This window comes from Bradyrhizobium sp. 137 (assembly GCF_023074095.1).
GTDB lineage: Bacteria > Pseudomonadota > Alphaproteobacteria > Rhizobiales > Xanthobacteraceae > Bradyrhizobium.
Map to the genome: position 1 here is coordinate 107,052 of NZ_JADPKU010000026.1, position 14,624 is coordinate 121,675.

Consider the following 14,624-nt stretch of genomic DNA (forward strand, 5'->3'; position numbering starts at 1 on the left):
CATCTTTTTCGGAGAGGATGGATACGCGGGTCGAGCCCGCGCATGACGAGTTGTGCGCAGACGCTAGATGCGATTCTAACCCGCCGGCGGGCTCGGCCAAGGCCGCTGCGGGCCGCGTAGACCTTCAAAAGTCTTGGCCATGCCGAGCACGCCGATATCGTCGAAGCGACGGCCGACGATCTGCACGCCAATGGGAAAACCCTTGGCGTCGAAGCCGCCGTTGACGGAGATCGCGGGATTCTCCGACATATTCCACGGCACGGTATAGGCGATGTGCTCGAACGGCTTCATGGGATCGTTGGTGGGCGAGGCCCATTCCGCCGGATAGTTCACATTCGGCGCGGTCGGCGAGATCACATAGTCGATCTCGCAGAACAGCTTTCCTGCTGCTGCGCGGATCGCCATGGTCTGATTGAAGCCGCGGATGACGTCGACGCCTGACAGCTTTGCGCCGGACTCGCCCCATTTGAAGATGTAGGGCAGCACCTTGGCCTGCTCGGCCGGCGTCAGCTTGGACAGATCGTCCCACATGCGCGCACGCCAGAAATTGTCGAGGCCGTCGAGCATGTCGCGTGTGAGAATGCCGTCGACCTCGGTCACGATCGCGCCGGCGGATTCGAACGCCTTGGCCGCCTTCACGGCGACCTCGCGCACCGGCTTGTCCAGCGGCAGGCCGACGCCGGGATCGAGCATCAGGCCGATGCGCAGTTTGCGCGGAGACTTCTCCAGCCCCTTCCAGTTGAGCGGCTCGGCCGGCAGGCTCATCCCGTCGCGGCGATCGGGCTTGGCGATCACGCTCATCATCAGCGCACAATCGTCGACCGTGCGGGTCATGGGACCTGCGACGCGGCCGACATAGGCGGGATCGATCGGCACGCGGCCGAAGCTCGGCTTCAATCCGACGAGGCCACACCAAGCGGCGGGCAGGCGCACCGAGCCACCGATATCGGTCCCGAGATGCAAGGGACCATAGCCGGCGGCAGCGGCGGCGCCCGCACCCGCGCTGGAGCCGCCGGGATTCTTGGAGAGGTCCCAGGGATTGCGCGCGAGCGCGTGAAAGCTGGAGAGACCGGAGGACAGCATGCCGTAATCGGGCATGGTGGTCTTGGCGAAGATGATGGCGCCGGCCTCGCGCAGCCGCGCGGCGGGCGGTGCGTCCTTCTCGGCCGGCACCAGCTTGACGCTGGCAGCACCCAGCGGCACCGGCACGCCCTTGGTCGCGATGTTGTCCTTCACCGTAACAGGCACGCCGTCCAGTGCGCCGCACGGCTCGCCGCCGCTCCAGCGCGCGGTCGAGGCCTTTGCGACCTCGCGCGCGCCGTCGGGATCGAATGCATAGAGCGCCTTCAGATGCGGTTCCCACGCCGCGACATGCGCAAGCACGTCTTCAAGCACCTCGCTCGGCGAGAACTGCTTGGCGCGATAGCCCGCGATCAGATCGACCGCCGACAGATCATGCAGCGAGGTGACCGTCTCTTCGACGCTCTCTTTATGCATTGCCACCCACCGGCATGCGGGTTTCGATGATGCGGGCAAACATGCTGGCGCCGATCGGCAGGATCTTGTCGTCGAGCACGAAACCGGGATTGTGCACAGGCACCGAGCCGTCATGGCCGACCCAGAAATAGGCGCCGGGGATGGTCTGCAGCATGTCGGCAAAATCCTCGCTGCCCATCTTCGGTTGGGCGCGGGTGATCACGTTGGCAGGATCGACCACGGTGCGCGCGACCTCCTCGACCACCTTGGACTGCTCAACCTGGTTGACCAGCACGCCGAACGTGTCGCGGATGTCGGCCGCGATCTCGCACTGGAATGCGGCGGCGATACCAGCGCAGATCGTGCGGATGCGCTCGCTGATCATGGCGCGGACTTCGTTGGAGAAGGTGCGGATGGTGCCGCAAAGATGCGCTTCGCCTGGGATGACGTTATAGGCGGAGCCCGCATGGATCTGGGTGATCGAGATGACGGCGGATTGCAGCGGCTCGACGTTGCGGCTGACGATGGTCTGGATCGCCTGCGCCAGCGTGGTCGCGATGATCACCGCGTCCTTGGATCGCTCGGGCATCGCGCCATGCGCGCCGTAGCCCGTGATGCGGAGGTCGAAGAAGTCGGCGCCGGCCATCGCCGGGCCCGGCAGAATCGCGATCTCGCCGTGGTTGAGATCGGGCGCGTTGTGCAGGCCGTAGAGCTCGTCGCAGGGAAATTTTTCGAACAGTCCGTCCTTGATCATGGCACGGGCGCCGCCGAGGCCTTCCTCGGCCGGCTGGAAGATCAGGTGCACGGTGCCGTCGAAATTGCGGGTCTCGGCGAGATAGCGCGCGGTGCCGAGCAGCATGGTGGTGTGGCCGTCGTGGCCGCAGCCGTGGAAGCGGCCGGGAATTTTCGAGCTCCATTTCAGATTGGTGTTCTCTTCCATCGGCAGCGCGTCCATATCGGCGCGCAGGCCGATGCGCTTGCCGCTCGTGCCCTTACCCTTGATGACGCCGATCACGCCGGTGCCGCCGAGACCGCGATGCACCTCGATGCCCCAGCTCTTCAGCTTGTCGGCGACGATACCGGAGGTGCGCACTTCCTCAAAGCCGATCTCGGGATGGGCGTGGAGGTCGCGCCTGATAGCGGTGAGTTCGTCGGCATAGCCGTCGATGCGGTCGATCGTGGGCATGTGTCCTGTCCGGTTAGCGTGAGGAAGGGGTGAAGGCGGGTCCGTTCGGCTTGATGCGGATGCCCGGCCGCAGGCGCGTCCAGGGCAGGCAGGCGGTGTCGGCCGGCATCGCGCCCGGTGCGGCGCAAATCAGCAGCTTTTCCGCGATCGGCTCGAAATCGGCGCGGAAGTGCACCGAGCTCTTGTTGACCAAAATCTTCTCTCGCGTCGGCTCGATGCCGACATAGCGGTACATTGCCTGATCGGCGAGCTGCGCCTTGTGCGAGGAGACGACGACGCGGACGTCGCCGATGCGCAAGGCTGCGGAGGGGCCCATCTCCATCTCGCGGCCGCCATAATAAGGGCCGGACGCGATGAAGCGGCCGTCGGAGAGTTTTTCGACCACGAAGGTCTCGCGATAGGGCTCGTCGCCCGGAATGCCGGACTTGCCGCCGAGCGACAGCGTGACGGCGGCCCCGACGCCGGCTGCATGCGCGGCTCTGGCCGATTCCGGATCGTAGATCACCCCCGTCGCGGCACTTGCCTTGTTGCGCACCAGTGCGCGCAGCATACCGGTGGTATCGGAATCGCCGCCCGCGCCGGGATTGTCCTGGGTGTCGGCGATGACGATCGGCTTGCTCGCACCCTTGGAAAGCTCCATCGCATGGCGCACGCCGTCGTCGGGCGACCAGATCTTGCCGTCGAAGTCGTCCTCGTGGCTTTCGATCAGCTTGAGAAGCGCATCGGCCGCGCGGTCGGCGTCCGCTTGCGTCTTGCCATAGGCGAACACGCTCGGCCCGCAATCGCGGAAATCGGCGGCGGGGAAGCCGGGCGCGAAGGACAGCGTCGGAACCGCGTCACCCTCCAGCGCGGCGAGCTTCTCGTAGATGCTTTTGGTCGGCTGGTCGCTCGTGCACTGCCAGCTGATCGGGATCAGGAATGGCAATTGCCGGAACGCCTTTGCGAAGCGTTGCCTGGACTTCAGGAGCAGTGCGAGATGGCGCGCACAGGCGCGGCCGGTTGCGGCCATGTCGACATGCGGATAGGTGCGGTAGGCGATCAGCGCGTCGGCATGCTCGATCATCTCGGGCGTGACGTTGGCGTGCAGGTCGAGGCTCGCGACCAGCGGAATATCTTTGCCGATGATCCGGCGCACGCGCGCCAGGATCTCGCCTTCGCCATCGTCGAGGTGCTCGGCCACCATCGCGCCGTGCAGGTCGAGATAGACGGCATCGAGCGGACCGGCGGCTGCGATGCCGTCGATCATCACCTTCACGATGCGCTCGAAAGCATCTTTGGTGACATGCGCCGACGGGCTCGCACCGCAGGCGATCGTTGGGATGAGTTCCCAATCGTTCATTTCAGCGCCGTCGACGAAGCCCGCGAGACCGACATTGATGCGCCGCATCACCTTCAACACGTCGGCGCCCTGCGTCATCGCCGGCCAGCCGCCGCCATGCTGGAAGTCCGCGAACGTCGCCTTCGTCGGCGCGAAGGTGTTGGTCTCGTGCAGGAAGCCGCCGACGGCGATACGTGTCATTCGATCCAGTCCAATCGATCAAGAGTGCGCGAAGTTAGCCTTGGCCTTGCTGCAAGAGCAAGGTGGGAAGCAATCGCGCCATGCATGGGGTCAGATCGTTTTGGGAATGCTGCGGATGCGGTGGGGTGTGAGAGGAGCCATCTGCCACACCGCGGAGTCGTCCTGGCGAAGACCAGGAGCCACCGCGAGGTCCATCTGTCGTGTGCGCTGTAGTCCCGAGTGATGAGCCTCGCCAAACGTCTCCCGTAATGGGTTCTGGCTTTCGCCAGAACGACGTCAGGCGCTCGCCGCCACGCCCTCCGACACCGGCCGGAAGTTCGCAAAGTCCCAGCCTCGCCCCGGAGCCGCATCCAGCAGTGCCTTGGTGTAGGCCTCCTTCGGATGCGTCAGCACTTCGGCGGCGGGGCCCTGTTCGACGACGCGGCCGTGCTGCATCACCACGACCTCGTCGCAGATTTGCGCGGCGACGCGCAAATCATGGGTGATGAACAGGATCGCGATGCCGAGCCGCTTCTGGATCTCGTCGAGCAGCTCCAGCACTTGCGCCTGCACGGAGACGTCGAGCGCGGAGACCGCTTCGTCCGCGACCAGCACATCGGGATCGAGCGCGAGCGCCCGGGCAATGGCGATGCGCTGGCGCTGGCCGCCGGAGAACTGGTGCGGATAGCGCGACACCGCATCGACCGGCAGGCCGACCAACTCGAGCAGATCGCGCGCCCGCTTCATCGCCTCGGTGTGCGAGACGCCGTAGTTGATCGGGCCTTCGGCGATGCTCTCGCCGACGGTGACGCGCGGATTGAGCGAGCGATAGGGATCCTGGAACACGATCTGAATCTTTTGCCGGTGCGGCTGGAGCAGGCGGCGCGAGATATCGGCAATCTCGCGGCCGGCGAGGCGCACGCCGCCGGAGGTCGGATCGATCAAGCGGACGATGCAGCGCGCGACCGTCGACTTGCCGGAACCGCTCTCACCGACGATGCCGAGCGTACGGCCCTTGCGCAGTGTCAGCGTCACCTTGTCGGCGGCGACGACCTCACGGCCTTTGCCGAAGAAGGCGCGCTCCTTATAGACCTTGCTGAGCTCGTTGGCTTCCAGCACCACCGGCTCCTTGGTCTCGTCCCGCGCCGCGCGCGGCACCAAGCTCGGCACTGCGGCGAGCAAATTGCGGGTGTATTCCATGGTGGGATTGCGCAGCACGGTATCGAGCGCGCCGGTCTCGACGAGGCGGCCCTGCCGCATCACCGCGACCCGGTCGGCGATCTCGGCCACCACGCCCATATCGTGAGTGATGAACAGCACGGCGGTGCCGTGATCGCGCTGGAGGTCGCGGATCAGGGTCAAAATCTGCTTCTGCGTGGTGACGTCGAGCGCGGTGGTGGGCTCGTCCGCGATCAGCAGCTTCGGCTCGAGCACGAGCGCCATTGCGATCATGATGCGCTGGCGCTGGCCGCCGGAGAGGCGGTGCGGGTAAGAGGCGAAGATGCGCTCGACCTGGGGCAGGCGGACCTGCTCCATCATGTCGAGGATGCGCTTCTTGCGCGCTTTGGCGTCAAGATCGGTATGGGCGCGCAGCACCTCGTCGATCTGGCGGCCGACCGGCACCACCGGATTGAGCGCGGTCATCGGCTCCTGGAAGATCATCGCCATCTGCGTCGCGCGGAGCTGGCGCAGGCGGCGGTCGGTCGCGGTCAGCAGCTCCTCGCCGACCAGCTTGATGCTGCCGCCGGTCGGCACCAGCGTGCCCTTCGGCAACAGGCCCATCGTGGTGAGGGAGGTCACCGACTTGCCCGAGCCGCTTTCGCCGACGAGGCACAGCGTCTCGCGCTCGCGTACCTGGATCGAGATGCCGTCGATGATCTTCGGCCCACCCGGCTTCTTGCCGATGGAGACGACGAGGTTGTTGATGTCGAGGATGGTGCTGGTCATGCAGGGTCTTTCGTCATTCCGGGGCGCGCGCAGCGCGAACCCGGAATCCACCGGGCGTCAGTCCAAGCGGTGAAATGGATTCCGGGTTCGCGCCAAGAGGCGCGCCCCGGAATGACACTATTACCTGTTTCACTTCCCCTCCCGCTGCTTCATGCGCGGATCGAGGGCGTCGCGGGCGGCATCGCCGATCAAATTGATGCTGAGAATGGCGATCGAGAGCAGCAGGCCCGGCCAGAAGATCAGCGACGGCTTGAGCTGGAAGTACTGGCGGCCCTCGGCCATGATGTTGCCCCAGGTCGGCGTCTCCGGCGAAATGCCGGCGCCCAGGAAGGAGAGGATGGCCTCGGTCAGGATCGCGGAGGCGCAAACATAGGTGCCCTGGACGATCAGCGGTGCAATCGTGTTCGGCATCAGATGCCGCCACATGATCTTCGGCAGGCTGGAGCCGACCGAAATCGCTGCCTCGACGTAGGGCTCCTCGCGCGCCGACAGCACCACCGAGCGCACCAGGCGCGCCACGCGCGGGATTTCCGGAATAGTGATCGCGATCAGCACGGTCCAGAGGCTGGCGCCAGAGAGTGACACCACGGCGATCGCGAGCAGGATGCTCGGCATCGCCATCAGGCCGTCCATGATCCGCATCATCACGGCATCGACCAGCTTGAAGAAGCCGGACACGAGACCGATTGCAAGCCCAATGGCGACCGAGAGAATCGCCGAACCGATGCCGATCAGGAGTGAGATGCGGCCGCCATAGATGACACGCGACAGCAGGTCGCGGCCGTAGGCGTCGGTGCCGAGCAGGAACTGCGCCGACGACGGCTTCAGCCGCTGCGACGGCGCAAGCTGGATCGGATCATGCGGCGCGATCAGCGGCGCGAGAATCGAGATCACCACGACCAGCCCGAGCAAGACCGTGGCCGTCGCGATGATTGGCGTCGAGGTGAGAAATCCGAAGCGCGGCCGCAGCGGCGACGTGATCGGAATGGATGACTGGGGAAGGCTATCGACCGACATTATTGTTGTTACCCTTGCCTCAGTACCGAATCCGGGGATCGAGCAGCGTATAGGCGACGTCGATCAGGAGATTGACGACGACATAGATCAGCGACGTCAGCAGGATCATCGCCTGGATCACCGGATAGTCGCGCGCCAGCACCGCATCCACGGTGAGGCGGCCGATGCCGGGAATGTTGAACACGCTCTCGGTGACGACGACGCCGGAGATCAGCAGCGCAAAGCCGGTGCCGATCACGGTGATCACGGGCACGGCCGCGTTGCGCAGCGCATGCCGCATCATCACCGCGACCTCGTTGATGCCCTTGGCGCGCGCCGTGCGGACATAATCTTCGCCGAGCACGTCGAGCATCGCCGCACGCGTCATGCGCGCGATCAGCGCGATGTAGATGAAGGAGAGCGCGCAGGTCGGCAAGATGATGCGTTCGAAGAAGGGCCCAAAACCACTCGAGATGCTCTTGAAGCCCTGCACCGGGACCCAGCGCAGATTGATCGCGAAGATTTCGATCAGGACATAGCCGACGACGAACACCGGGACGGAGAAGCCCAGCACGGACAGGCCCATCACGAAACGGTCGATCCAGGTGCCATGCTTCCACGCCGCGATTACGCCCAGGGGCACGGCGACGACGACGGCGAGGATGATGGTCGACAGCGCGATCGAGATCGACGGCTCGACACGCTGGCCGATCATCTTCATCACCGGCAGGTTGGAAATCAGCGACGTCCCGAGATCGCCGTGCAGCAGCTTGTTCACCCAGGTGACGAACTGCACGATCAGGGGCTCGTTGAGGCCGAGCGAGGCGCGGATGCGCTCCAGCCGTTCCGGCGTCGCGTTGTCGCCGGCAAGAATCGCGGCGGGATCGCCGGGGGTGAGGCGGAGCAGCAGGAAGACGAACAGCGCGACGAGGCCCATTACGGGCACGGCGGCGAAGATTCGGCGAACGAGATATCCGAGCAAGTTGGATCCGTCAGATTAGAGTCAAATCGGGCAGGGCCTTCGGCAAGCCTGCCATTAGCCTAACATTTCAGCAATTCCCGTGCCATCCGGGCCACAGCTTTTACAGGGCGGCCTGTCGTGGCGTGCTCTCTTTGCCCGTCGTCATTCCGGGGCGCGTCGAAGACGCGAACCCGGAATCTCGAGATTCCGGGCTCGGTCCTTCGGACCGCCCCGGAATGACGGACTCAGACAGTCACTCCAGCGTTGCCAGCAGCCCCGCCATCAGCCGGCCGCGTTCGACCAGGCTTTCGACCTCGATATACTCTTCGAGCGTGTGGCCGTTACCGCCGCGCACGCCCAGGCCGTCGAGCGTCGGGATTCCCATTGCGCCGGTGAAATTGCCGTCGGAGCCGCCGCCGGCACTCGCATGCGGCAGCTCGGCGCCGAGCGACTTGGCGATGCCGCGGGCTTTTTCATACAGCGCCATGGTGCCGGCGTCCGGTTCCCACACCGGCCGCGTTACGCCACGGGTGACCTTGAAGGTGACATCATTGGTTGTGCCCGACAGCGCCAGCATCCTCTCGACGCCGCGGTCGAGATCGGCCTGGCGCTTGGCCATCGAGAGCGCTTCGCCTGTGGCCGTCGTGGCAACGCAATTGACCCATTGGCCGCCATGCACGACGCCGACCGAGAAGGTGCAGTCGTCCGTGGTCATCGCGTCGATCGCGAGGATCTGCCGGGCCATCTCACGGATCGCCGAGCGTCCCGCCGACAGCGTCGCGCCGGCGTGGCTCGGGCGGCCCGTCGCCTCGAGATTGAAACGCGCGATGGCGTATCGTCCGGTGGTGACGCCATTGTCGGCGCGGCCAGGCTCGGGCACCAGCACGTATTTGTTGCGCGCGGCCTCCGCCTCGATGATGTCGCGGGTGGCGGGCGTGCCGACTTCCTCATCCGGCGTGAACAGCACGGTGATCGGCAGCGGCGTAGTGAAGGCGGCGCGCGCCAGCTGCCGGATCGCCTCCAGCGAGAGATAATTGCCGCCCTTCATGTCGTAGATGCCGGGGCCGTAGCACTTGTTGCCCTCGCGCCGCCATTTCAGCTTCTCGATGGTGCCGACCGGGTGCACGGTATCCATGTGCCCGGCGATCAGGATGCCCGGCCCGCCCTGCTTTGGATGGGGGAAGCGCGCGCGGATCACGCCGCCAAAACCCTGGCGGCCGGCGATGCGCTCGATCGTCGCACCCATGATCGCCATATCCCGCGCTGCGATATCGAGCATGCGGTTCACGGCGCCTGCGTCCCAGGTCGGACTCTCGCATTCCACCCAGCCGCGCAGGCCCTGGAGCATCGCCTCGGAATCGAAGGGAAGATTGGCTGGGTTCATCTCAATGTCTCTCAAGCTTCAAAGCTGGAACGCGCATTGCATTGGCGCAGGGGAGGACGGGCCGAGAGCGTTGTAAAGCCAAACCGATCTTTTTGGAGCCCTTGCACACGCCGCGACGGCTTGCACCGAAACCGGATTGACGCGCTCGGCACTGTCTGCAAGTCTCGAAAGATAAAGGCATTGCATGAGGTTAGTTCGCCCAAAGAACGAACCGGATGCTCAATCAATAATCTGCCTTTGAACAGTTTCACGTCAGGAGAAACTTTCCATGTTCAACTTCATGCGCCGGGGGCCTCGCGCGTTCGCCTCCAAACTTGCGCTGTCGGTGGTCGCGCTTTCGGTCGGCTTGGCCTCGCCCGTGCTTGCCGCCGGCAAGACTCTTACGGCGGTGATGCATTCGGATCTGCGCATCATCGATCCGATCTTCACCACCGCGTACATCACGCGGGACCATGGCTACATGGTCTACGACACGCTGGTCGCCACCGATTCAAACTTCAAGATCCAGCCGCAGATGGCGGATTGGAAGATTTCCGATGACAAGCTCACTTACACCTTTACGCTGCGCGACGGCCTGAAGTGGCATGACGGCGCGCCTGTGACGGCGGAAGACTGCGTCGCCTCGCTGAAGCGTTGGGCCGCGGTCGACGGCATGGGCCAGAAGCTCATGGATTTCACCGCGAGCATCGAGGCGACCGACGCCAAGACCATCACGTTGAAGCTGAAGGAGCCGTACGGCCTCGTGCTGGACTCCATCGGAAAACCCTCTTCGCGCGTCGCCTTCATGATGCCGAAGCGCCTCGCCGAGACACCGCCGGACAAGCAGATCCCGGAGCAGATCGGCTCGGGTCCCTTCAAGTTCGTGCAGTCGGAATTCCAGCCGGGCGTGAAGGCGGTCTACGTCAAGAACACCGATTACGTGCCGCGCAAGGAGCCGGCGAGTTGGACCTCGGGCGGCAAGGTGGTGAAGGTCGACCGCGTCGAATGGATCACCATGCCGGACTCGCAGACTGCGGTGAACGCGCTGCAATCGGGCGACATCGATTTCATGGAGAATCTGCCCTACGACATGCTGCCGATACTGGAGGCGAACAAGGAGCTCACGATCGAGGTCTCGAACAAGTTCGGTTTTCAGACGCTCGGCCGCATGAACTTCCTGCATCCGCCGTTCGACAACGTCAAAATACGCCGCGCAGCCTTCCTGGCGATAAACCAGAAGGACGTGCTCGACGCGCTGGTCGGAAACCCGAAATATCAGAAGATCTGTGGTGCCTTCTTCGTGTGCGATACGCCGCTCGCAACCGAGGTGGGCGCCAAGACCCTGGTGAAGGGCAACGGCATGGCGGAGGCCAAGAAGGCGCTCGCCGAGTCCGGCTATGACGGCACCCCGGTCGTGATCATGGCCCCAGGCGATGTCACGACGCTCAAGGCGCAGCCTATCGTTGCGGCCCAGCTACTGCGCGAGGCCGGCTTCAAGGTCGATCTGCAAGCGACCGATTGGCAGACGGTGGTAAGCCGCCGCGCCAGCCAGAAGCCCCCGAAGGAGGGTGGCTGGAACATGTTCTTCACCAACTGGGTCGCGGCCGACGTCTCCAACCCGATTGCCAATCTCTCGATCGGCGGCCAGGGCAAGAAGGGCGGCTGGTTCGGCTGGGCGGAAGACGCCAAGATCGAGCAGCTCAAGGATGCCTTCGTCCGCGCGTCCTCGATCGACGAGCAGAAGAAGATCGCCGCGGACATCCAGAAGGAAGCCTATGAACAGGTGATCTACATCCCGCTGGGGCAGTATCTCCTGCCGAGCGGCTGGCGCAAATCGCTGACCGGCGTGCTCGACGGCCCGGCGACGCCGCTGTTCTGGAACGTCGACAAGTCGGAGTGAGCGGAAGACGTATCCTCGCGCCATTGGCTCGATGATCCTGCGGCGCCGCTGTCATGAGCGGCGCCGTTGTCGTTTGTCAGCCTCGCGTCAGTTTGAAACCGGTGGAGCTCTTAACCCTTCTGACTTCCAATCATTGCTATTTGTTTCAATCCTGAAATAGATGTCCTTGTCCTCACGCATCACTTTTCCTCTCGAATTTAGTTCCTGTGCCGATCGATTTTGCATTCCAGGCGAGGGCCGAACGGTCCGATCGCGCGCCGGCGCGTTGGCGGCGACCGTTCCTGCGTTGGCTGGATGGCGTCGAGGCGGGTTGGGCCGTGCCGCTTCTCATCGCCTGCTTCGTTGCGATCTGGACGCTCTATCTGGCGATCGCCTATGCCGGAGGCGGTCTGCACCCTGATACGCTCGAGGCCTGCACGCTGGGGCGGCATTTCGCCTGGGGCTATCACAAGCATCCGCCCTTGATGGGCTGGATTGCCGCTGGCTGGACTTCCGTGTTCCCGCTCAGCGACTGGTCGCTGCAATTGATGGCAATGGCCAATGCCGGGCTTGCACTGTACTTCGTCGACCGGATCGCACGGCAATTCGTGACCGGACACAAGCGCGTCCTGGTGCTGCTGCTCCTGATGCTGACGCCGGCCTATCAGTTCCATGCTCAGCGCTTCAATGCCAATGCCGTGCTGCTCGCGGTCTGGCCGCTGGCGACCTGGTGCTTCCTGCGTGCGTTCGAGACGCGCGCAGTATCGTGGGCGGTCGCGCTAGGATGCACGACAGCGCTGGCAATGGTCGGCAAGTATTATTCGATCTTTCTCGTCGCGAGCTTCGCGTTTGCCGCGCTGGCGCACCCGGCGCGGCGCGCCTATTTTACCTCCGCTTCGCCCTGGATATCGGTGGTCGTCGGCCTGGCGGCGCTATCACCACACGTTTATTGGCTGGCGACGACGGGGGCGCCGACTTTCAGCTATGCGTTGGCGCACGCTAACGGCAATGTCCTAAGCTCGCTCGGCGAAGCCAGGAACTTCCTGCTCGGGCTGGCGGCGGCGATGATCGTGTCGGCTGTGACGTGGGTATTCATCGCCGGCACGCGATTGAAGCAGTTTCCGGCCGACTTCGCCGCAATGGGTCCGGGACTGCGACTTCTGTTCCACGTTGCCATAGGCACGATCGCGCTGCCGATAATGACATCCCTCATGATGGGCACCGATCTGCCCTCGCTGTGGGCCTTGCAGGGGCTGTTCCTGTTCGCCGTTCTCGTGGTCTGCGGCGCGCGCTATCCGATCGAGCGCTTCTACACCGTCAATCTCACCGTGATCGTGGCTGGCGTCGCGCTCGCCGCCGTCCTGGTCGCCGCGCCGATCCATGCCGTCTATCGTAACGATCACGGCTACGAAGAAGGCAGGAATTTCTACGCGCAGCTGGCTAGCGAATTGACGCGCGAGTGGCGCGAGCTGACCGGTACGCCGCTCAGCGCCGTGAGTGGTGATGATTCGCTGGCCTTTGCGACGGCGTTCTACAGCCCCGATCATCCGTATTATGCACGACCGTTCGAGTCTGAATACGGTTCGGGCTTGCAGCGCAAGACGACGCCCGACCGAGGCTGGGCCGCGGCGTGTTTCCGCGGCCAGGACTATTGCGGCCGCTGGATGGAATGGGCGTCCTCGAAAGCCGAACACGTCGTCCGACGCGAGTTCACGGTACAGGCCAATTTGTGGGGCCGGCGCGGTCTGGCGTGGCACGTGGTCGTGCTGATGGTGCCCCCGCGGGGAAGCGGGCCGGCGCACGAGGCCGCTGCGGATGATTTCAGCGCCAGCAGGCGGCGACCGACCAGACTTCGTGATCAGCAGTGACTGTCGCGCAACTGTTCGAGCCCTTCGCTCGCCAAAGGCGTCGTGGACGTGGTCCGCTCAGCGGCCGGCTCTGAACGCTCCTGCTCCTGCTGTTCCGGCTCGCGGTCTTCGCGGTGTTTCAGTCCCATCTCGTCATCCTCTCGAATTGCTGCGGTACAACATCGAGGGGAGCGGGAAGTTCCTCAGATGGCAGGGCGATGATGCGGCTTGAACAGCCGCCCCTTCTCCACCACCAGCACGATCGCAAGCGCCGCAAGGGTCGACAGGAAGAAGCCGACCGAGAACGGCAGCAGCGTGCCGTCGAAGCTCTGTCCGATCGCCATGCCGACCGCGATTCCGATCAGTGTCGTGATCGAGCCGTAGAGCGAGGACGCGGTGCCGGCGATGTGGCCCTGCGGCTCCATCGCGAGCGCGGTGAAGTTGGCGATCATCATGCCGAACGAGAACATCATCAGGGCGGAGAGCGCCATGAACAAGGATAGCGGCAGCACGCCGAGGCTTTCGGTGAGCAGCATCACGCCCGCGACCGCGGTGTAGAGCATGAGTGCCCCGTGCGAGATCACGCGCATGCCGAGCCGACCGACCAGCCTCGCATTGAGGAAGCCGGCGATGGCGGTGCCAGCCGCAATCGCCGCGAAGGCGAGCGGGAAGTAATGGCCGAGGTGATAGATGCCGGAGAAGACCTGTTGGGCGCAGAAGACGTAGGCAAACAGGGCGCCGATGACGCTGCCGGCCGCCGTGGCGTAGCCAATGGTCTGGCGATTCGTCACGGTCTGGCGGAACGCCGAGAGCACGTCGGCGGGCGCCAGCGATCTGCGCTCGGACTCGGGAAGGGTTTCAGGCAGCCGCAGCACGCACCATGCGAGCGCGAGCAGGCCGTAGAGCATCAGCACGACGAAAATGCCGCGCCAGGCCGTCACCAGCAGCACCGCCTGTCCGAACGAGGGGGCGACCACGGGCACCGCGATGAATACCATCATCGCGAGCGACATCACGCTCGCCATGCGGCGGCCGACGTAGCAGTCGCGCACGATCGAGGTCGCGATCACGCGCGTCGCCGAGGTGCCGAGCCCTTGCAGCGCGCGCGCCAGCAGCAACGTCTCGAACGAGGGTGCTGCCACTGCCAGCACGCTCGCCACCGCATAGACCGCCATGCCGCCGAGCAGCACGGGGCGGCGGCCGAAACGGTCCGACAACGGGCCCATGACGAACTGGCCCGCGCCGAAGCCGACCAGGAAGGTCGACAGCACCAGTTGAAGATGGTTGGCGATAGGAATCTGGAAGGCGGCGCCGATGTTGGGCAGCGCCGGCAGCATCATGTCCATCGCAAGCGGATTCAGCGCCATGATGGACGCGATCACGATGACGAATTCGGGAAAACCCATGGGACGGTGCCCGGAGGACACCCAATCATCGGCATTGACGTCGGACAAGAAGCTCACCTCTGAAA

Annotated in this window: 11 protein-coding genes; 2 read left to right on the forward strand and 9 right to left on the reverse strand. The window is 64.5% G+C overall.

Features of this window, described 5'->3' with window-relative positions; all coding sequences use genetic code 11:
• Positions 1 to 75: 75 nt before the first annotated feature.
• From IVA78_RS04930 to IVA78_RS04960, 7 genes are all read right to left on the reverse strand, one after another.
• Positions 76 to 1,497 (reverse strand): amidase, encoded by a 1,422-nt coding sequence (locus tag IVA78_RS04930; RefSeq protein ID WP_247280087.1) that lies wholly within the window; start codon positions 1,495 to 1,497, stop codon positions 76 to 78.
• The gene (locus IVA78_RS04935) at positions 1,490 to 2,662 is read right to left on the reverse strand and encodes a M20 aminoacylase family protein (RefSeq protein ID WP_247280086.1); all 1,173 of its coding nucleotides are present in this window, start codon (positions 2,660 to 2,662) and stop codon (positions 1,490 to 1,492) included. Before IVA78_RS04935 ends, IVA78_RS04930 begins: the two co-directional genes overlap by 8 nt.
• A 13-nt stretch (positions 2,663 to 2,675) precedes the next feature.
• The gene (locus IVA78_RS04940; protein WP_247420734.1) at positions 2,676 to 4,181 is read right to left on the reverse strand and encodes a M81 family metallopeptidase; all 1,506 of its coding nucleotides are present in this window, start codon (positions 4,179 to 4,181) and stop codon (positions 2,676 to 2,678) included.
• 276 nt (positions 4,182 to 4,457) lie between these two features.
• Positions 4,458 to 6,107 carry an ABC transporter ATP-binding protein gene (locus IVA78_RS04945; RefSeq protein WP_247280085.1) on the reverse strand — a complete coding sequence of 550 codons (1,650 nt, stop codon included), beginning with the start codon at positions 6,105 to 6,107 and terminating at the stop codon, positions 4,458 to 4,460.
• Between the two features lie 129 nt (positions 6,108 to 6,236).
• Positions 6,237 to 7,124, reverse strand: coding sequence for an ABC transporter permease (locus tag IVA78_RS04950; protein WP_247280084.1), 888 nt, complete (start codon positions 7,122 to 7,124; stop codon positions 6,237 to 6,239).
• Positions 7,125 to 7,143: 19 nt separating this feature from the next.
• Positions 7,144 to 8,085 (reverse strand): ABC transporter permease, encoded by a 942-nt coding sequence (locus IVA78_RS04955; protein WP_247464632.1) that lies wholly within the window; start codon positions 8,083 to 8,085, stop codon positions 7,144 to 7,146.
• Positions 8,086 to 8,317: 232 nt separating this feature from the next.
• Positions 8,318 to 9,448: a M20/M25/M40 family metallo-hydrolase gene (locus tag IVA78_RS04960; protein WP_247280082.1), complete on the reverse strand. Its 1,131-nt coding sequence runs from the start codon at positions 9,446 to 9,448 to the stop codon at positions 8,318 to 8,320.
• Between the two features lie 268 nt (positions 9,449 to 9,716).
• Between IVA78_RS04960 and IVA78_RS04965 the strand changes: the two genes are divergently transcribed.
• On the forward strand, positions 9,717 to 11,327 hold the full coding sequence (locus IVA78_RS04965) for an ABC transporter substrate-binding protein (RefSeq protein WP_247464635.1): 1,611 nt from the start codon (positions 9,717 to 9,719) through the stop codon (positions 11,325 to 11,327).
• Between the two features lie 206 nt (positions 11,328 to 11,533).
• Positions 11,534 to 13,174 carry a glycosyltransferase family 39 protein gene (locus IVA78_RS04970; RefSeq protein ID WP_247280080.1) on the forward strand — a complete coding sequence of 547 codons (1,641 nt, stop codon included), beginning with the start codon at positions 11,534 to 11,536 and terminating at the stop codon, positions 13,172 to 13,174.
• Here the strand turns inward: IVA78_RS04970 and IVA78_RS04975 are convergent.
• Both IVA78_RS04975 and IVA78_RS04980 read right to left on the reverse strand, forming a co-directional pair.
• A complete protein-coding gene (locus IVA78_RS04975) occupies positions 13,165 to 13,302 on the reverse strand; it encodes a hypothetical protein (RefSeq protein WP_247280079.1) in 138 nt (45 codons plus the stop codon). The genes IVA78_RS04970 and IVA78_RS04975 overlap by 10 nt on opposite strands.
• Positions 13,303 to 13,356: 54 nt before the next feature.
• Positions 13,357 to 14,607: a multidrug effflux MFS transporter gene (locus IVA78_RS04980; protein WP_247280078.1), complete on the reverse strand. Its 1,251-nt coding sequence runs from the start codon at positions 14,605 to 14,607 to the stop codon at positions 13,357 to 13,359.
• Between the last annotated feature and the right edge of the window lie 17 nt (positions 14,608 to 14,624).

Excerpts from the sequence above, each read along its gene's own strand:
- IVA78_RS04945 (WP_247280085.1), bottom strand. The coding sequence starts at position 6,107 with ATGACCAGCACCATCCTCGACATCAACAACCTCGTCGTCTCCATCGGC.
- IVA78_RS04930 (WP_247280087.1), bottom strand. The coding sequence starts at position 1,497 with ATGCATAAAGAGAGCGTCGAAGAGACGGTCACCTCGCTGCATGATCTG.
- IVA78_RS04940 (WP_247420734.1), bottom strand. The coding sequence starts at position 4,181 with ATGACACGTATCGCCGTCGGCGGCTTCCTGCACGAGACCAACACCTTC.
- IVA78_RS04935 (WP_247280086.1), bottom strand. The coding sequence starts at position 2,662 with ATGCCCACGATCGACCGCATCGACGGCTATGCCGACGAACTCACCGCT.
- IVA78_RS04950 (WP_247280084.1), bottom strand. The coding sequence starts at position 7,124 with ATGTCGGTCGATAGCCTTCCCCAGTCATCCATTCCGATCACGTCGCCG.
- IVA78_RS04975 (WP_247280079.1), bottom strand. The coding sequence starts at position 13,302 with ATGGGACTGAAACACCGCGAAGACCGCGAGCCGGAACAGCAGGAGCAG.
- IVA78_RS04965 (WP_247464635.1), top strand. The coding sequence starts at position 9,717 with ATGTTCAACTTCATGCGCCGGGGGCCTCGCGCGTTCGCCTCCAAACTT.
- IVA78_RS04960 (WP_247280082.1), bottom strand. The coding sequence starts at position 9,448 with ATGAACCCAGCCAATCTTCCCTTCGATTCCGAGGCGATGCTCCAGGGC.